Genomic DNA, 18,268 nt, shown 5'->3' on the forward strand with positions numbered 1-18,268 from the left:
CCCGGAAAACACTTCGGGGGCGGCGAACCGCCGCCCCCGAAAAAGGGTTGCCCGGCTGGTGAACCACCAGGCTGGTCGGGCGTCGCCGGTGAACCACCGGCGCTGCCGGCGCATCGCCGGCGAGCCGAACAGTGCCCGCTAGAAGCGGTCCACAAACTGTGAGTCGAGCCACTCGCGGAACCGCTGCACCCAGTCCCCGTCGGTGGTCGGCCAGTCGAACTGGCCGGTCATCGCCAGCACGCCCAGCACCACCGCGCCGAGGCCCAGCGCGACGCCGAGCAGCGCGTCGGTCTTGCCGGCGATGTGCCGGCGACGGGTGGCCATCAGGCCCAGCACCGCGAGGACCGCGCCGAGGGCGCCGAGGGCGATGCCGTACCCGGCGAGGCTGCCGGTGAGCACGAAGAGCGCCCCGGCCACGCCGACGATCAGCCCCAGCGTGGCGAGGATGCTGGCTCGGGGCTTCGGGCCGGCGACCACCGGCCGCTCCGGCTCGCGGTCGGGGACGCCGTCGCCGTCGCGGTCGACGGGCCGCTCCACGGTGTCCCCGTCGACCGCGCGGTCCCGGTCCGTCCGGGCGCCCAGCGCCGCGTTCCGGTCCAGATCGGTCGTCCGACCGTCGAGGGTCCGTTCGAGCGCCGGGTCGGGCTCGGTGCTCCGGGGGGCGCGTCGGTCGTCGTCGATGGGTCGGGCCGTGGCCGCCCGGGCGACGGCCGCCCGCTCGGCCGCCCGCCGCTCGGCGGCGCCGTCCCGCCCGGCGCCGTCGGGCGCGGCGCTGCTGCGGTAGGTCGTCTGCTCGCCGTCGCGGTCGGTGACCATCGGACGGCTGGGCCCGCTGCCGCCGTCCGCGTCGGCCCGCAGCGCGCCGTCCCGGCCGGTGCCGGCGGGAGCGTCACGGTCGTCGACGCGGCCGTCGAGGTTCTCGTCCCGTGTCGGCGCCTCTTCCGACCTGCGGGACAGCGAGGGAATCTTCACCACACACACCTCCTCGTGAATGCGTGGTGGCCGATGCAAAGACTTGCCGCCCACGCGGTACACGTCCGCAATACCCAGGTGGTCGTTCTCCGACACGGATACCCGGCCGGCCGTTCTCCGAGGGGTGCCCGCCCGGCAGGCCGCCGGGCGGGCACCCCACGCCGGGTCGAGGCGTGTCAGGCGGGCACCGTCCACTTCTGGTTCGCGCCCCCGGTGCACGTCCAGACCTGGGTCGGTGTCGCGTTGGCCGAGCTGTTGTCCACCACGTCCAGGCACTTGTTCGCGCTGGCGCTGACCAGGTCGCGGGCCGCCGTCGCGGTCCACCGCTGGTTCGCGGCGCCGGTGCAGGTCCACAACTGGGTCCGGGTGCCGTCGGCGGTGGCGTTGTCCCGGACGTCCAGGCACTTGCCCAGCGCCCGTACGGTGCCGTCGGCGCCGAGCGTCCACTGCTGCGCGGCGCTGCCGTTGCAGTCGTACAGCTGGACGGCGGTGCCGTCGGCGCTGTTGGCCCCGGCGACGTCGAGGCACCTGCCGGCCAGGCCGACGATCGGGCCGGTCCGCCCGCCGCCGGACTGGCTGCCCGACCAGGTGAACGTGGCCGTGGTCCGGGCCGGCAGCGAGTACGTGAAGGACTGCCCGCCCCAGACGACCTTGACCGACTGGGCGCCGGTGCCGCCGTTGTGCGCGATGAGCGCCTTGGACCCGTCCGGGTTCGCATACGCCACGTTCTGCACCGTGCCGTTGGCGGTCGAGTCGATCCGGTACGCGCCGGGCTTGACGAACTTCGTCAGGTGCCCGGTGGTGTAGTACTCGACGGTGTAGTCGACCTGGCCTGCGCGGGGGCCGCCCTCCTGCACGGTGACCAGGCCGGTGCAGATGTCGCAGCCGCCGTTGTGCGGGCCCATGTTCTGGTTCAGGGCGAGGCTCCACTTGACCAGGCTGCTGCTGTAGTTGCGGGCGTAGTTGACGATGTCGGCCAGGTCCTCGTTGTGCTGGTTGCCGATCCAGGTGCCGCCCGAGTGCTCGGTGCTGAACTGGCGCACCGACGGGTACTGGTTGCGCACCTGGGTGCCGACGGACGGCTCACCGAAGTAGCCGTGCCAGGCGATGCCGCCGAAGAGCGGGTCGTTGCGGATGCCCGGGTCGGCCAGCAGCACCGCCCCGAAGTTGGGGTGGTCGCCGTAGTTCCAGTCGTGCACGAGGACCTTGGTGCCGAGGCCGGCGGCGCGCAGCGCGGGGTAGAGGTGGTTCTTGGTGAACTCGACCAGCCCTGGCCCGTTCCAGCTCATGCCCGGGTAGTTCATCTCAGTCGGCGCGGCGGGCTTGCAGCAGTTCGGCTCGTTCTGCACCGACAGGTAGTTCACCGGAATGCCGGCGGCCTGGTAGGTCTGCACGTACCTGACCAGGTACTGGGCGTACATCGGGTAGTACTCCCACTTGAGCCAGCCCATCTGGTCCATCCGGCCGTTGTCCTTCATCCAGCCGGGGGCGCTCCACGGCACCCCCTTCACCCGCAGTTCCGGGTTGAGCGACCGGGCCTGGGCGGTGAGCAGCCGCACGTTGGTGTCGTAGCCGTTGCTGTAGAAGTCGTTGAGGTCGCAGCAGGTGTCGTCGAGGGAGACGTTGCCGGGGCGGGAGAGGTCCGAGGCGCCGATGGGGTTGCGGACGAAGGAGAGCCCGATGCCGTCGGTCGGGGAGAAGAGCTTGCGCATCACGGCGTCGCGGGTGGCCGCGCTGATCGGCCCGCCCCGGAACAGGTACGCGGTGGTGTCCGTGATCGACGCGCCACCGCCCTCGAACTGCTGGTAGCGGGTGTTCTCGTTGACGGTGACGGTGTGCGTCGCGCCGCCGCTGGAGGAGGCGAAGGCGAGCGGGGCCTGCTGCTGGAGGCCCCGGCTCACCTGGCGGCCACCGGGGTCCGTCGTGGTGGTCAGCCAGACGTTCACCGGCTCGTTGGCGGCGGACGCCGGCGCCGGCAGCGTGACCGTGGCGGCGGCCACGGCGGTGACGAGCGCGAGCAGGCCGGCGCCTGCGGACGCGACTCGGCGCCGGGCTCGCCGGCGGTGACCCGCCGTGGCGGGTACGGGAGTGGTGGACATCGGGTGTCTTCCTCTCGCGCGGCGGTGATGGCGATGTGCGAACGCACGAACCGGCCGGTAACGGGCGCGTTTATGTCACGGATTGCCCGGACCTGTCCGAACCTCCGTGAGACCCAGTTAATATTCCTTCGTAATAGAAGTCAATGAATCTGCCCGACTGTCTGTCCGGCGCGCTGCACGCGTGCGGCAGCAGGGATCCACCCGGTCCCGCGCCGACCTTCGTCCCCGGCGCGCTGGCTATCCTTGGCACCCGTGCCAGAGGGACACACCATCCACCGCCTGGCGGCGCGGCACGCCGAGCTGTTCGGCGGGGACAAGCTGCACGCCGCCAGCCCGCAGGGCCGCTTCGCCGAGGGCGCGGCCCGCCTCTCCGGCACCGTCCTGGAGAGCACCGAGGCGTACGGTAAGCACCTGCTGCACCACCACGCGGGCGAGCTGACCCTGCACGTGCACCTCGGGCTCTACGGCAGGTTCGCCGACGGCGCCGGGGAGCCGCCGGAGCCCGTCGGCCAGGTGCGGCTGCGGCTGACCAGCGACCGGCACTGGCTCGACCTGCGCGGCCCCACCGCCTGCGAGCTGCTCACCCCGCCCGAGGTCGCGGCGCTGCGGGCCCGGCTCGGCCCCGACCCGCTGCGCGCCGACGCCGACCCCGAGCGGGCGTACGCCCGGATCTCCCGCAGCCCCACGCCGCTGGCCGCGCTGCTGCTCGACCAGTCGGTGGTGGCCGGCACCGGGCTGATCTTCGTCACCGAGGCGCTGTTCCGGGCCGGGCTGCCGCCGACGCTGCCCGGCCGGCGGCTGACCCGCGCCGGCTGGGACGCGCTCTGGGCCGACCTGGTGGCGCTGATGCGGCTCGCCGTCACGCGCGGCCGCATCGACACCGTCCGCGACACGCACCTGCCCGAGGCGATGGGCCGCCCCGCCCGCGTCGACCGGCACGGCGGCGAGGTGTACGTCTACCGCCGCCCCGGCGACCCCTGCCACGTCTGCGCCACGCCGGTCAGCCGGGGCGAACTGGCCGGCCGCAACCTCTACTGGTGCCCCACCTGCCAACCGTCCTGACCGCCGCCCACGCCGACGTCGGTCTCACCGGGGAGGCGCGGCGAGCAGCCAGCGGACCACCTCGACCTGGTGCGGGAAGACCTGCCCCTCGCCGAAGCTCCAGGCCAGCGTCTGTCCGATCGTCCAGCCCCACACCCGCTCCCGGTCCAGGCCCAGCTCCGCGCTGAGCCGGTCCAGCCGGTGCCGTACGGCGTCCGGCGAGTGCCCCAGCTCCGCGCCGCGCACCAGCGGCACCACCCCGAACTCGCGCTCGCCGGTCAGCGGCTTCGGGTCGATGACCAGCCACGGCTCCCGGGTCGCCCGCAGCACGTTGCCGGCGTGCAGGTCCTGGTTGACGAGCACCTGCTCGCCCTGGCTGTCGACCAGGTCGGCCAGCAGCCCGAGCGCCGTGTCGATCAGCCGCCGCTCGTACGGCCGGCCGGCCCGCTCCCAGTTGGCCGGCAACCGTTCCGCCCAGCCGGCTGCCTCCTCGGCGAGTGGGGTGAACGGCGCACCGGGCGGGCGCCAGACCCGGGGCAGCAACTCCACCGCCGCGTCCAGCGCCGCGTCGGCGGGCAACTCGTGCAGCGGCGTGCCGGGCACGCACCGCTCGACCAGCATCGCCCGCCGCTCCGGGTCGTGGGCGAGCAACCGGGCCGCCCCCACCCCGGCCCAGCGCTCCAGTGCCGTCGCCTCGTGGACGCTGTCGGGGTCCGGGTACTGGAGCTTCAGCACCGCCGGGGTGCCGTCGGGCAGCTCCGCCGGCAGGGCCAGCGAGGCGAAGGCGTACGGGAAGGGCGGCCCGAGCCGCAGCGACCAGCGCGCCGTGCAGGCGGCCAGCCTGTCCGGCAGCGCCGCCAGCCACTCCCGCCCGGCCGGCGTGCCCCGCACCCAGCCCAGCCCGTCGGGGAGCAGGAGTTCGGAATCCACCCGGCCATCCTTCACCAGCGCCCGCCCACACCGCACCACCGATTCCCCGCCCACCGCCGGTGGTGGTGATCAAGAGGTTCGGGTCCGCAACGGAGATCGAACCGGACGCAAACCTCTTGATCACCGCGTCGGGGAAGGGGCGGGCGGCGGAGGGGAGGGGGCGGGGGAGGGAGCGCGGTCAGCGCAACCGGCGGATGTCGCCGTGGGCGCGGTAGAAGCCGCCCCGGCCGGACTCGCGGACCTGGGTGACCAGGTAGCGCGCGCCCGGCTCGCGGATGCCCTTCGGGAACTGCACGGACCAGTCCCGGTGGAAACCGGGGGAGACCACATGCACCCGCAGCCGTCCCCGGTCCTCGACGCACTGCACGACCACGCCGCCGTCGACGTCGCTGGTCACCTCGACCGTCGTCCAGGCCGCCGGCTCCGGCATCCGGGGCGGGGCCTTGACGTCGACCACCTCCGGCACGCTGCCGGCCTCCGCCGCCCGGATCGCCGGCTCGCTGGCGTCGATGCAGGCCAGGTGGCCGCTGGTGGTGACGACGTAGAGCCGATCCTCGTGGTACTGCATCGAGTAGGCCGAGCCGCAGCCGGTGCCGAGCTTCCACAGCCGGTTGCCGGCCGCGTCGAAGCAGTAGATCGAGGACTGGCTGTCGCCGGCGAAGACGAACCGGCCGCCCTCGGCCGTGGCGCAGGAGAAGACCGGGGCGTCACAGCGGTAGGTGCGCTCGGCGCGACCGTCCTTCGCCAGCCGCACCACCTCCCGGGTGCCGGTGCCCGCGAAGACCGCGTCGCGCTCCTGCCAACCGAAGAGCACCGATCCGGTACGGGTGTGCCACCGCTCCTGGCCCGTCCGCCAGTCGTAGCTGGTCACCCCCTGGGAGTGGCCGTGGTAGAGCGCGTCGGCGTCGCAGCGCACCATCCACGCCGACCGGCCGCGACCCTGCCGGCGCCAGAGGAACTCGTCCTCGTGGTCGACGGCGACGATGCCGCCGCCCGCGTCGGAGACGCCCAGCACCCCGTCGTGGATGTCCAACCAGTAGATGTCGATCTCCGGCGCGATCTCGTAGGCCACCCGGGGCACCTTGCCGGACAGGTCGTAGACGTTGCCGTCGTCGCAGCCCGCGTAGATCCAGGCGTCGTCGGCGACGATGCACTTCACCCCGTCGGGGAGGCGGACCTGGTCGAGCACCCGGGCGTCGTGGCCGAGCGTGGTGATGACCCCGCGCTCGTTGCCGACCATGCAGCTCTGCCCGTCGACGAAGATGCCGAAGGCGGGGGCGCCGGAGTCGTAGCGCCACAGCACCGGGGCGGTGCGGGCGGTGGAGCGGGTGCTGACGATCTGCCGCCGGGAGACGGCGCGCTTCTGCCGCACGCCGCGCACGGCCGGGGCGTACCCCTTGCGGACCTTCTCGCCGATCTTCTTCGCCGCCGCCGCGCGGGCCTTGGTGTTGTCGGCGTAGGCCGTGGTCTTGACCTGGCCCTGGTCGCCGATGCGGCCGTAGCGGACGGTCAGCGCGGCATCGTCGACGACGACCTCGTAGAACTTGTGCGCACCATCCGCTTCGGACAGTTCGAGGTAGGTCGTCTCCTGCGGCATGGGGGCCTCCGAGGGGGGTCAGCGACCGGCCTGGCGTGACCGGTGGGGCGCGAGCGGGCACACGCTAACCCCCACCCCCGACAGCCGCACGCAAGGAAGGGGCCCTTCCTGTCGCCTGCGCGACAGGAAGGGCCCCTTCCTCACACCTGACGCTCAGCGGCCGACGGCAGCCAGGGCGTCGACGGCCTTGCGGGCGGCGATCAGCACCGGGTCCCAGACCGGGGCGTACGGCGGGGCGTAGCCCAGGTCGAGCGCGGTCATGTCGTCCACCGTCATGCCGTTCCACAGCGCCACCGCGAGGGTGTCGATCCGCTTGGCCGCCTCGGACCAGCCCACGATCTGCGCCCCGAGCAGCCGCCCGCTGGGCTTCTCCGCGATCAGCTTCACCGTCATCGGCCGGGCGCCCGGGTAGTAGCCGGCGCGGTTGGTCGACTCGGCGATCACCGAGACGAACTCGAACCCCGCCGCCGCGGCGTCCTTCTCGCGCAACCCGGTGCGCCCGACCTCCAGGTCGCAGACCTTGGTGACGGCGGTGCCGATCACCCCGGCGAAGGTGGCGTACCCGCCGCCGATGTTGATGCCGGCGACCCGGCCCTGCTTGTTGGCGTGGGTGCCCAGTGGCACGTGCACCGGCAGCCCGGTCACCCGGTGCACGGTCTCCACGCAGTCACCGGCCGCCCAGACGTCCGGCACCCCCTGCACCCGCATCCGGCGGTCGACCCGGATCCCGCCGGTGACGCCCAGCGGCAGGCCGGCGGCCTCCGCGAGCGCCGTGTTGGGGCGTACGCCCAGACCGAGGACGACCACATCGGTGGGGATGGGCCCCTCGGCGGTGACCACCGCGGACACCCGGCCGTCGGTCTCCTCCAGGCCGGTCACCCCGAGACCGGTGCGGATGGTGACGCCGATGCCCCGCATCGCGTCCGTGACCAGCTCGGCCATGTCCGGGTCCACGGTGGCCATCGGCTGCTCGGCCTGCTCGACCAGGGTGACGGCGAGCCCGCGCTGGATCAGCGCCTCGGCCATCTCCACGCCGATGTAGCCGCCGCCGATCACCACCGCCCGGCGCGGCCGGGGCTCGGCGTCCAGCCAGTCGCGCAGCGCGGCGCCGTCGTCGAGGGTCTGCATCCCGAAGACCCCGCCGGCGTCGGTGTCCGCCCAGTCGGGCTTCTTGGGCACGGCCCCGGTGGCGTACATCAGGGTGTCGAAACGCTCCCGGACCTCGCCGCCGCCGTCGAGGTCCCGGGCGGTGACCTCGCGCCGGTCGAGGTCGATGGCGGTCACCTCGTGCCGGAGCCGGACGTCGATGTCGAACTTCTCCCGGAACGTCTCCGGGGCGCGGGCGATCAACTGGTCCCGTTCGGGCACCAGCCCGCTGATCCAGTACGGGATGCCGCACGCCGAGTACGACGTGAAGTGCCCCCGCTCGAAGGCGACGATCTCCAGGTCGCCGCGGTCCCGCCGGCGTCGAGCCTGCGACGCCGCCGCCATTCCCGCAGCGTCCCCACCGATGACGATCAGCCGTTGCGCCACGTTCATCATCCTGTCACGAGCGGCCCGCGCCACGGGTCTGCCGCGCGACGTCCTCCACCACGTCCACGAGCCTGCCGGTACGCGCGAAGACGGCGCGCTGCCGGGCCGCCCCGCTGCCGTGCCGGCGCAGCCCCGCGACGAGCCCGGTCACCTCGTCGAGGTCGCCGTGCCGTTCCAGCGCCGGGCGCAGCCGCTCGATCAGCTGGTCGAACAGCTCCCAGGCCGGCCGCAGCTCGCCGTCGGTCAGGTCGACGCCGTCCCCCTCCAGCCCGTCGTGGGCCGCCCGCCAGTGCGCGGCGACCAGCAGGTGGTGGTCGGTACGCAGGGCCGGCCGCCCGGCGGCGATGTCGTCCATCGCGGTCGCCACCATGGCCCGGACCAGCGCGGCGACGAGCACCGCGTCGTCCACCGACGGGCAGACGTCACCGATGCGGATCTCCACCGTCGGGTACTTGGCCGACAGGCGGGCGTACCAGTAGAGCATCCCCTCGTCGAGCATCACGCCGCTGGCGATCAACTGCCGGATCAGCCGTTCGTAGTGCTCGTGGGACTCCAGGTACGGGGTGGGCGCCACCGACGGCCAGCGCTCCCACTCCACCGACCGCCAGCTCGCGTACCCGGTGTCCTCGCCCCTGGCGAAGGGGGAGTTGGTAGTGACGGCGTGCAGCACCGGCAGCCAGGGCCGGACGTGGTTGAGCACCTGCACGCCGGTCTCCGGGTCGGGCACCCCGACGTGCACGTGCATGCCGTTGTTGCCGGGGCCGGGAACCAGCAGGCGGAACCGCTCGATCATCCGGTCGAAGCGGGGCTTGTCGACCACCGGGGGCACCGGACCGTCGGCCGGCCCGGTGCCGATGGCGAGCAGCCGTACGCCGGCCCGCTCGGCCGCGTCGGCGAGCGCGGCCCGCAGCACGCCGAGGGAGTGCCGGATCGAGGAGAGTTCCAGGCCGGGCGGGCTGCCGATCTCGATCTGGCTGGTCTGGAACTCCCGCTCCACCTGACCGCGCAGCTCGGGCGGCACCTGCTCCATGACGAGGTCGACAGCGGGCACCGCGGCCCCGGTGTGCGGGTCGACGAGCAGGAACTCCTCCTCGACACCCACCGTGAGCAGGTTGGTCCCCTCGGCCGTACCGCTCGGAGCCTCCGCCACCTGGCCGGTCATCGTCACCACCGTCCGTTCGCGCCCGGCAGCGGTCCGTCCGCGCGGGGTCGGTCAGTGGTTACCCACCGTGCGGAGGCGGAGAAACGCGGCCCCGGCGTGTCGCCCGCCGCGCGCCCGCAAAGGGGATCACGCCGTGCGCGACCCGCAGGTCACCGTGGCCAGCGGTCCTCGCCGTCGCGCACCAGGGCGCGGACGCGGCGCAGCGTGGCGTCCGGGGCCAGGATGGCCTCCCGCCACCGGTCCAGGGTCTGGCGCAGGTCCCAGACCGTCGCCCGCAGCTGCCGTTCCTGCTCGCGGGCCGAGTCGAGCTGCGCCCGGGTGAGCAGCGCGGCCTCCTCCAACTCGGCGACCCGGGTGCGCAGCGGCTGCACCAGCGTGAGGGCGGCGTCGGTGAGGGTGTCGGCGGCGTCCGCCTTGAACTTGCCCCGCTGCACGATGACGGTGGCGATGACGGCGAGGCCGCCGGTCCCCCCGAGCACGCCGAGGACGGAGAGTAGGACCTGCACCCAGTGCGGGGCGGCCGGCGCCGTGGCGTTCACGTCCCACCCCTGGCGGAGAAGGTGCCACCGACGGCCACCCCGGCGAACTGGGTGGCCTGGCCGGCCAGGGCCAGCCGGCGCAGGTCGAGCGCGATCTGGACGGCGCGCCACCCGGAGCCGACGGCCACCGCGACGACGAACGACATCGCCGCGACCCCCTGCGCGCCGGCGACCACCGCCAGGGCGACGGCGTACATGCCGGTGATCGTGCCCAGCGCGAGCACCGACGCGAGTTCGATCCCGAGGCCGGTGGAGAGCCGGCCCGGCCAGAGCACGCCCAGCAGCCCGGCGACGCCGGCCACGATGAGGCCCGACTCCCACCCCGCCTGGATGGGCCCCGGCATGGCCATCTCCACCGACTGCGGCCGGACGTCGAGGACGATCAGGAGGACGCCGCACACGGGGGCGGTCGCCATGATGGCGATCTCGAAGGGCTGGTGCCTCGATCGGATTCGGTTGTGGGGCACGGCAGCTCCTCAGAATGGCCCGCCACCTCGTCGAGGTGACCCGTCGGCCGGGGCGGGCGCCCGGTGCCGACGGTGTACCGGGAGGACCCGCTCCCACCGCCCGGGTCGGCGTGGCATCCCGACGACGCGGAAGCACACCGGCGACCGAGAAGGACGACACACCGGCGTCGGCTGTCGACGCACCCAAGTCGTACCACTTCCGCCGCGCCTCCGTCCACCCCGGACCTGTCGCATAAGCGCAGGTCAGAGCGGGTGCGGGAGGCCGGTTGCGCGAACTGGGCCGGGTGGCGTGACAGCGGGTCCTAGGCTGGTCGGCGTGCCGGGGCTGCTGGGGATCGTGCTGGGGACGTGGGCGTACGCCCTCGCCCACCTGACCCTGCTCGCCGACCGCCCGGCCGGGTTGCTCGCCGGGGCCGCGCTCGCCGCGGTGGCGCTGCTCGCCGTCGCGCTCGCGGCGCACGCGGCCGGCGTCGTCGACACGCCCCGGGCCGGCCGCGCCGCCGCCCTGCGCGCCCGGGCCCGCCGCCGCCGGGTGCCGCGACAGGTCGACCCGGACGCCGCCGGGCGTCCCCGTCCCCGCGCGCCCGGGCCGTTCCCCTCGGCCGCGTAGCACCGCCGCGCGGCCGATTCCGCCGCCATCCGCCCGTCCGGCGACCCGCCTTCCCGCCGGACCGGCACCCGGAATCGGACCGAGGGGTCACCCATGCTCGCCTTCGCACCTCTGCACGACGCCGTCGGCGCCGCCGGCCGCGCGCTCACCTGGTTCACCACCCTGCTGGAACCGCTGGCCGGCGACGCGGCCACGGCCGCCGCCATCGTCGCCCTCACCGTCGTCGTCCGGCTGCTGATCTCGCCGCTGACCCTCATGCAGGTCCGCGGGGAGCGGCGCCGCGCGGCGCTCGCCCCCGACGTCCGCGAGCTTCAGCGGCGGTACGCGGACGACCCCACCCGGTTGCAGGGCGAACTGTTCGCGCTCTACCGGGCCAACGGCGCCAGCCCGGTGTCCGGCTGCCTGCCGCTGCTGCTCCAGGCCCCGTTCCTGCTGGTGATGTACCGGCTCTTCACCACCGCCGAGGGCGGCACCGGGCTGCTGGCCGAGCGCCTGGCCGGTGTGCCGCTGGGCCACCACCTCGGCGACGGGGCGGTCGGCGGCGCGCTGCCGCTGTTCGGCGCCCTGCTGGCGGCCCTGCTCGTGCTCGCCTGGTGGACGTCGCGGCGGATGCGGCGCGCGGCGGCGGCGACGGGAACGGTGGCCGGTACGCCGACCGAGGGGCCGGGCGCGGCCGTGCTCGGCCGGCTGCTGCCGCTGCTGCCGTACACGACGGTGCTGGTGGCGCTGGTGCTGCCGCTGGCGGCGGTGATCTACCTGGTCACCACCACCGCCTGGTCGGCGGGGGAGCAGGCGGTGCTGCGCCGCCCGCGCCCCGAGCCAGCCCGCATCGATGGGCGTTGACATCTGCGGAGCCGGCACGTACAACTCCTGAGAGAGCGCTCTCTCGCCCGTTCCCCGCAGAGAGGCACGTCAAATGACACCTGCCCCGGCGGCGCCCGCCGCCCTGCCCCCGCGACGCCGGCTGACCCTGGCGTTGACCCTCCTCACCGCCGCCGCGACCGCACTGGTCGGCACGACCGTGACGGCGAACGCCGCCGTCCCGGCGCCCGCGCCCGGCTGGAGCCTGGTGTGGAGCGACGACTTCACCGGTGCGGCCGGCACCCTGCCGTCCGCCGGCAACTGGATCATCGACACCGGCACCAGCTATCCCGGCGGCCCGCCGAACTGGGGCACCGGGGAGATCCAGACGTACACCAACAGCACCGCCAACGTCAGTCACGACGGCGGCGGCAACCTGCGGATCACCCCGCTGCGCGACGCCTCGGGCCGCTGGACCTCGGCCCGGATCGAGACCGTGCGCAGCAACTTCAAGCCGCCGTCCGGCGGCGTGCTGGCCATCGAGGGCCGCATCCAGATGCCCAACGTCACCGGGGCCCAGGCGTCCGGCTACTGGCCGGCGTTCTGGGCGCTCGGCTCGCCGTACCGGGGCAACTACCAGAACTGGCCGGGCATCGGCGAGTTCGACGTGATGGAGAACGTCAACGGCCTCAACTCGGTCTGGGGCGTACTGCACTGCGGCGTGGCCCCCGGCGGGCCGTGCGACGAGTTCAACGGCATCGGCGCGTCCCGGGCCTGCCCCGGCAGCACCTGCCAGTCGGCCTTCCACACCTACCGGTTCGAGTGGGACGCCTCGGCCAGCCCGCAGCAGCTGCGCTGGTACGTCGACGGCCAGCTCTACCACTCGGTCAGCCAGTCCCGGGTCGGCGAGCCGTACTGGTCGCAGATGACCAACCACGCCGGCTACTTCCTGCTGCTCAACGTGGCGATGGGCGGGGCCTTCCCGAACGGGGTGGCCGGTGGCGCCACGCCGACCGCCGCCACCGTCCCCGGCCGTCCGATGCTTGTCGACTACGTGGCGGTGTACAGCCGGGGTGGCGGCACCACGCCCCCGCCCACGACCCCGCCGCCCACGACCCCACCGCCCGGTGGGGTGCGCGACGCGTACGCGACGATCCAGGCGGAGTCGTTCAACGGGCAGAACGGGGTGCTCGTCGAGGCGTGCGCCGAGGGCGGGCAGAACATCGGCGCACTGCGCAACGGCGACTGGGTGCGGTTCGACAACGTCGAGTTCGGGGCCAGCCCGCCACGCGACTTCGTCGCCCGGGTCGCGTCCGGCGCGGCGGGCGGGGTCAGCGGCCTGGTGGAGGTCCGGCTGGACAGCCCGACCGGCCCGACGATCGGCAGCTTCGCGATCGGGAACACCGGCGGCTGGCAGAGCTGGCGTTCGGTTCCCGGCAACGTCGCCGGCCCGACCGGCCGCCGGACCGTCTACCTGACCTTCAGCAGCGGGCAGCCCGCCGACTTCGTCAACGTCAACTGGTTCACCTTCCGCCGCTGAGCCTGCTCGGCCCGCTGGGGCCGGCTGGGCTTGCTGGAGCTCGCTGATCCCGCTGCTTCCCCGAGCCCGCTGAGCCCGCTCCTGTCCGCTGAGTCCCGTGGAGCCCCCGGCTGTTGCCGGGGGCTCCCGTCGGCCTGCTCTGGACAGAAACAGTTAACACTCCTAATAATAGGCGTCAATGTCGATGCCGATGGATGGCATCCGGGTGTGGAGGGTGTCGTGAAAAGATCTAGATCTCTGGTGTTCTCGCTGGTCACAGCCGTGGTGGCGGCGCTCGGCGCGGTGTGGGTGGCGATGCCCGCGTTCGCCGCCGGGGTGACCGCCAGCTTCGTCAAGACGTCCGACTGGGGATCGGGCTGGGAGGGGAAGTACACGATCACGAACGGCGGCGGGTCCACGGTCGACGGCTGGACCGTCGCCTTCGACCTGCCGGCCGGCACCACTCTCGGCAGCTACTGGGACGCGCTGCTGACCTCGTCCGGCCAGCGGCACACCTTCACCAACCGGTCCTGGAACGGTCGCCTCGCCCCGGGCGCCTCGGTCTCGTTCGGCTTTCTGGGCGCCGGGCCGGGCTCGCCCACCAACTGCCAGCTCAACGGCACGGCGTGCGGTGGCGGCACCAGCCCCACCACCGCGCCGCCCACCACCGCGCCGCCGACGACGGCACCCCCGACCACCCCGCCCCCGACCACGCCGCCCCCGACGAGCCCGCCGCCGAACACCGGCCTGCCGAAGCACATCCTCACCGGGTACTGGCACAACTTCGACAACCCGGCCGTCGAGCTGCGGCTGCGTGACGTGCCGGCCGAGTACGACGTCGTCGCGGTCGCCTTCGCCGACGCCACCGCCACCCCCGGCGCGGTCGCCTTCGCCATCGACCCCGGCCTGTCCGCCGCCCTCGGCGGCTACACCGACGCCGACTTCTCCGCCGACGTCCGGACCCTCCAGTCCCGGGGCAAGAAGGTGATCATCTCCGTCGGCGGCGAGACCGGCCGGGTGGCGGTCAACGACGCCGCCTCCGCCGCCGCGTTCAGCGACAGCGTCCACGCGCTGATCAAGCGGTACGGCTTCGACGGCGTCGACATCGACCTGGAGAACGGGCTCAACCCGACCTACATGGCCCAGGCGCTGCGCTCACTGCGCGCCAAGGTGGGCGCCGGACTGATCATCGCGATGGCCCCGCAGACCATCGACATGCAGTCCCCGGCCAGCAGCTACTTCAAGCTGGCGCTCGACATCAAGGACATCCTCACCGTCGTCAACACCCAGTTCTACAACTCGGGGGCGATGCTGGGCTGCGACCGCAACGCCGCGTACCCCCAGGGGACGGTGAACTTCATCGTCGCGCTGGCCTGCATCCAGTTGGAGGCCGGCCTGCGTCCGGACCAGGTCGGCCTCGGCCTGCCGGCCGGTCCCGGCGCGGCCGGTGGCGGCATCGTCGCGCCCAGCGTGGTCAACGCGGCGCTGGACTGCCTGGCCCGGGGCACCAACTGCGGCAGCTTCCGCCCGCCGCGCACCTACCCGGGCATCCGCGGCGCGATGACCTGGTCGGTCAACTGGGACGTGAGCAACGGCAACACCTTCGCCCGTACGGTGGCCCCCCACCTGGACACCCTCCCCTGACCCCTCCCCGCCCCTCCTGACCCCGCCCCTCCTGCCCCCGCTCTTCCCCGCCCGCCCGCGTCAACGGCCCGACAGGGTCGATCATGCAGTTGTGGTGGTCCGCATAAGCCGCGTATGTGGTCACTACCGGCACCACAACTGCATGATCGGCGCGGCGCGGCGCGGCGAGGTGCGGCGGGTTGGGGCGGGGCGGGTGCGGCGGGGCGGGTGCGGCGGGGGTGGGTGGGAGTCAGGGGGTGGCGTCGGCGTGGGCGCGGCGGCGACGGGTCTTCTTGATCACCCACCAGGCGATCATCACGACGAAGACGGCGATGATGCCGTAGTCGAACCACTTGCTGTACTGCTCGATCTGCTGCCAGCGGGAGCCGAGCGCGTAGCCCAGGCCGACGAAGAGCGCGTTCCAGATGCCGCTGCCCAGCGTGGTGAACACGATGAACTCCGGCAGCGGCATCCGGTTGGCCCCGGCGGGGATGGAGATCAGGCTGCGGACCACCGGCATCATCCGGCCGAAGAGGACCGCCCACCGGCCGTGTCGCTCGAACCAGCGGTCGGCCTTCTCCAGGTCGTCCAGGTCGACCAGGGGCAGCCGGTCGAGCCAGCGCTTGAGCCGGTCCTCGCCGGCAGCCGCGCCCAGCCAGTAGAGGACCAGTGCCCCGCCCAGGGAGCCGGCGGTGGCGGCGAGCCCCACCAGGACGACGTTGAACCGTCCCTCGCTGGCCAGGTAGCCGGCCATCGCCAGCACGATCTCGCTCGGGATCGGCGGGATGATGCTCTCCAGGGCGACCAGCAGGGCCACCCCGACGGCGCCGGCGGCGTCGATCACCCCCGCCACCCACCCGGTCAGGCCGCCGAGTTCGGTCGGGTCGACGTTCTCGGCGAGTGCCATCGCGATCCTTTCGGCCGGGTCCGATCAGAGACATCTACCCTGCGGCCCGGCCGTCACACCTGCCCGTGAGTAGGGCCACCCGGGTTCATTCCTCCGGGTGCAGCGCGGCGTCGGCCAGCCCGCGTCGCCAGCCGGTGAACCGGATCCGCAGGCCCGCCCGGGTGGGGGAGCAGCAGTACGGCCCGGCCGTCGCCACCGCGTCCGGGGCCAGCGGTGCGAGCCGGACCAGCCGCCACGGCTCGTCGTCGGCGCGGGCCCGTACGGTGAGCGCGTCCCCGTCGCGGCTGACCCGGACGGTCACCTCCCGCCCGGCCCACCTCGGCACGCCGGCGACCGACCAGTCGGAGACCTCCCGGGTCACCACGGCACCCACCTGCGGCTCGCCGTCGCTGACCTCCACCCCGGCCTTGACCCAGTTCCGGTCGTCCACCCGCACCAGCACGCCGGCCTGGTCGAACTGCTCGCCGTAGTCGAGCACGAAGGCCACCTCCATCGCCTCGCCGGCGGGCAGCGGCGCGAGCAGCGCCGGGGCGTCGTCGTGGACGAAGCCGTACGAGGTGTGCCGCCACAGGTCGCTGCCCTCGGCCGGCTGCACCAGCAACTCGCCCGCCGGCCCGTTCTCGACCCGCACCGGCTCGTTCCACCACTCACCCTCGGCCCAGTCGACCGGTCGTTCCGCGTCACCCATGTCGGCGACCGTACCGCCGTGGCCCGCCCGGACGCCGGCACGGGCCCGGTCGCGTCGGGTGGCTGCCGGCCGGGGCGACCGTCCGGTGTCACGTGGCGGTGCCGTCAGCCGGCGTCACACACGTCCCGGAGGTGCTGGGCGTCGCGGTCCGTCCTGGCCTGCACCACCTCGTAGTCGCTCGCGACCATGCCCGACAGGATGAAGCGCAGCTCGGAGAAGTCCTGCGACAGTGCCACCGTGGCCTGGTGGACGCCGCCCTCGGCCTGGAGGCTCGCGCCCATCATGCCCTGGTACGCGGTCGTGGCCGCGGCCTGCCGGCTCTGCCGGGTCGAACCCGAGGTCCGGTAGAACCGGTCGACGACGGCGAGCGCCTCCTCGCAGCCGGCCGGTTGCAGCGGCGCCAGCGACGGCAGTCGACCCGGGGCGGGCGGCCGCGGCGTCCTGGTGACGGGGTGGTCCTTCGTGGCGTCCGCCGCGGGCGCGGTCGTCTGGTCCGGCGGGGTCCGGTCGGGCCTGGCCCGGTCGGGCGTGGTCGGGTCGGGCCCCGGTGACGGCCCCGCTCCGGCTCCCGAGGCCGGCGGCGGCACGGAGGGCTCCCGTGGCAGCACGTACGTGAGCAGGGTGAGCACGGTGGCCACCACACCGGCGATCGCGCCCACCGCGGCCCAGTCCGGGCTGCGCGACGCGGAGCCGGCTCCGGACGGGCTGCGCCCAGATCGTTGACTGCTGATGTCTCCAATGTAACGGCGGGCCGGTCCGGGGGCGGTGCCCGTTCTCCGCCGAGGGCTGCCGGCCCGCTGCCGGTCGGTGCCACCCACCCCTGCCGCGCACCGCACGCGGGGCATCGGCTAGGAACGTGCCATGCCCCGCTACCTGCTCTTTCCCGGCCGCCACCACCTGTTGACCCGCTTCCAGGCCGGGTACCTCCGCCAGCTCGCGGCGCAGGGCGACGACCCCCTCGCCGACGGTGACGGCGCGACCGGGAGCGAGGACGCCGGCGGCACGACCGGAAGCGAGGACGCCGGCGGCGCGACCGTGGTGTGGGCGGTCACCTCGGCCAACCACGAGAACACCCGGCGCAACCCGGTCCCGTACCACCGGCGGGAGGCGGCGATCGAACGGTTCAGCGTCCTCGCCGGGCTCCGGTCGGTGGTGGTGCCGGTGTTCGACACCGTACCGACCGACAGGTTCGCCGAGGTGACCCTGAAGACCGTCGCGGCGTCCACCGGGTTGGAGCTGACCCCGGCGGACACGGTGGTCGCCTGCTCCACGCCGGAGGTCGCCGCGATGTACGAGCGGCTCGGTTTCCGGATCGCCGGGGTGGAGGCCGACGTCGAGCCGACACCGGTCCGGCCGTGGGACGTCCTGCTGCGGCTGGCCGACGACGACCCGTCGTGGCGGGACCTCACCCACCCGGCCACCGTCGACGTGTACCGCCGCTACCGGCTCGACGACCTGGTCCGCTCCGTGGTGAACGACCCGGTGGTCGGCGACGAGGGCGGACTGACCGCCACCCGCGACTACCGGACGTACGCCGAGGCGTTCAGCGACGCCGCGCAGCGCAAGTGGGACGCGGTGCGCGAGCACGTGCGACCGGGGCGGATCGTCGACGTCGGCTGCGGCGCGGGCGCCGTCCTGGAGCTGGCCGACCGGGAGCCGGCCCTGCGGGAGAGTGACCTGATCGGCGTCGAGGTGGCCCGGCACCTGTTCGAGGAGTGCGTCCACAAGAAGGCGCAGGGCGTCTTCGCCAACCCGAACGTCTTCTTCTACCGGCGCAACG

General features: G+C 73.8%; 16 protein-coding genes and 1 pseudogene. 6 read left to right on the forward strand and 11 right to left on the reverse strand.

Going from position 1 to position 18,268, the window contains the following annotated elements:
• Positions 1-138: 138 nt before the first annotated feature.
• Both ABZ573_RS12355 and ABZ573_RS12360 read right to left on the reverse strand, forming a co-directional pair.
• Positions 139-975, reverse strand: coding sequence for a UbiA family prenyltransferase (locus ABZ573_RS12355; protein ID WP_225852312.1), 837 nt, complete (start codon positions 973-975; stop codon positions 139-141).
• A 173-nt stretch (positions 976-1,148) separates the two neighbouring features.
• The gene (locus ABZ573_RS12360; protein ID WP_151455682.1) at positions 1,149-3,071 is read right to left on the reverse strand and encodes a lectin; all 1,923 of its coding nucleotides are present in this window, start codon (positions 3,069-3,071) and stop codon (positions 1,149-1,151) included.
• 252 nt (positions 3,072-3,323) lie between these two features.
• On the opposite strand from ABZ573_RS12360, the gene ABZ573_RS12365 reads away from it, so the two are divergent.
• Positions 3,324-4,133: a DNA-formamidopyrimidine glycosylase family protein gene (locus ABZ573_RS12365; RefSeq protein WP_151455683.1), complete on the forward strand. Its 810-nt coding sequence runs from the start codon at positions 3,324-3,326 to the stop codon at positions 4,131-4,133.
• 24 nt (positions 4,134-4,157) lie between these two features.
• Here the strand turns inward: ABZ573_RS12365 and ABZ573_RS12370 are convergent, their stop codons facing one another.
• The 6 genes from ABZ573_RS12370 to ABZ573_RS12395 all read right to left on the reverse strand — a co-directional run bounded on the left by ABZ573_RS12370 (position 4,158) and on the right by ABZ573_RS12395 (position 10,340).
• Positions 4,158-5,042, reverse strand: a complete 885-nt coding sequence (locus ABZ573_RS12370; RefSeq protein WP_358117835.1) for an aminoglycoside phosphotransferase family protein — start codon at positions 5,040-5,042, stop codon at positions 4,158-4,160.
• 178 nt (positions 5,043-5,220) lie between these two features.
• Positions 5,221-6,639, reverse strand: coding sequence for a WGR domain-containing protein (locus ABZ573_RS12375; RefSeq protein WP_151457078.1), 1,419 nt, complete (start codon positions 6,637-6,639; stop codon positions 5,221-5,223).
• A gap of 153 nt (positions 6,640-6,792) precedes the next feature.
• A complete protein-coding gene (locus tag ABZ573_RS12380; RefSeq protein ID WP_358117838.1) occupies positions 6,793-8,172 on the reverse strand; it encodes an FAD-dependent oxidoreductase in 1,380 nt (459 codons plus the stop codon).
• Between the two features lie 13 nt (positions 8,173-8,185).
• Positions 8,186-9,334: a glutamate--cysteine ligase gene (locus tag ABZ573_RS12385; RefSeq protein ID WP_358117841.1), complete on the reverse strand. Its 1,149-nt coding sequence runs from the start codon at positions 9,332-9,334 to the stop codon at positions 8,186-8,188.
• A gap of 149 nt (positions 9,335-9,483) precedes the next feature.
• Positions 9,484-9,873 carry a hypothetical protein gene (locus ABZ573_RS12390; protein WP_358117844.1) on the reverse strand — a complete coding sequence of 130 codons (390 nt, stop codon included), beginning with the start codon at positions 9,871-9,873 and terminating at the stop codon, positions 9,484-9,486.
• Positions 9,870-10,340 carry a hypothetical protein gene (locus ABZ573_RS12395; RefSeq protein ID WP_225852466.1) on the reverse strand — a complete coding sequence of 157 codons (471 nt, stop codon included), beginning with the start codon at positions 10,338-10,340 and terminating at the stop codon, positions 9,870-9,872. Before ABZ573_RS12395 ends, ABZ573_RS12390 begins: the two co-directional genes overlap by 4 nt.
• Before the next feature lie 316 nt (positions 10,341-10,656).
• On the opposite strand from ABZ573_RS12395, the gene ABZ573_RS12400 reads away from it, so the two are divergent.
• From ABZ573_RS12400 to ABZ573_RS12415, 4 genes are all read left to right on the forward strand, one after another.
• The gene (locus ABZ573_RS12400; RefSeq protein WP_311413083.1) at positions 10,657-10,950 is read left to right on the forward strand and encodes a DUF6412 domain-containing protein; all 294 of its coding nucleotides are present in this window, start codon (positions 10,657-10,659) and stop codon (positions 10,948-10,950) included.
• A 93-nt stretch (positions 10,951-11,043) separates the two neighbouring features.
• A complete protein-coding gene (locus ABZ573_RS12405) occupies positions 11,044-11,793 on the forward strand; it encodes a membrane protein insertase YidC (RefSeq protein ID WP_151457082.1) in 750 nt (249 codons plus the stop codon).
• 73 nt (positions 11,794-11,866) lie between these two features.
• On the forward strand, positions 11,867-13,291 hold the full coding sequence (locus ABZ573_RS12410) for a carbohydrate-binding protein (protein ID WP_358117849.1): 1,425 nt from the start codon (positions 11,867-11,869) through the stop codon (positions 13,289-13,291).
• Between the two features lie 219 nt (positions 13,292-13,510).
• On the forward strand, positions 13,511-14,914 hold the full coding sequence (locus ABZ573_RS12415; protein ID WP_358117895.1) for a cellulose binding domain-containing protein: 1,404 nt from the start codon (positions 13,511-13,513) through the stop codon (positions 14,912-14,914).
• Between the two features lie 229 nt (positions 14,915-15,143).
• On the opposite strand, the gene ABZ573_RS12420 is transcribed toward ABZ573_RS12415, so the two are convergent.
• The 3 genes from ABZ573_RS12420 to ABZ573_RS12430 all read right to left on the reverse strand — a co-directional run bounded on the left by ABZ573_RS12420 (position 15,144) and on the right by ABZ573_RS12430 (position 17,147).
• Positions 15,144-15,800: a DedA family protein gene (locus ABZ573_RS12420; RefSeq protein WP_311412091.1), complete on the reverse strand. Its 657-nt coding sequence runs from the start codon at positions 15,798-15,800 to the stop codon at positions 15,144-15,146.
• A gap of 85 nt (positions 15,801-15,885) precedes the next feature.
• Positions 15,886-16,488: a DUF1349 domain-containing protein gene (locus tag ABZ573_RS12425; RefSeq protein ID WP_358117852.1), complete on the reverse strand. Its 603-nt coding sequence runs from the start codon at positions 16,486-16,488 to the stop codon at positions 15,886-15,888.
• 104 nt (positions 16,489-16,592) lie between these two features.
• Positions 16,593-17,147, reverse strand: a complete 555-nt coding sequence (locus tag ABZ573_RS12430; RefSeq protein ID WP_358117855.1) for a hypothetical protein — start codon at positions 17,145-17,147, stop codon at positions 16,593-16,595.
• A 202-nt stretch (positions 17,148-17,349) separates the two neighbouring features.
• On the opposite strand from ABZ573_RS12430, the pseudogene ABZ573_RS12435 reads away from it, so the two are divergent.
• Positions 17,350-18,268, forward strand: a pseudogene (locus ABZ573_RS12435) (class I SAM-dependent methyltransferase); the annotation flags it as partial.

Origin of the sequence: Micromonospora sp. NPDC007220 (genome assembly GCF_040634035.1) — a bacterium.
Classification (GTDB): Bacteria; Actinomycetota; Actinomycetes; order Mycobacteriales; family Micromonosporaceae; genus Micromonospora; species Micromonospora reichwaldensis.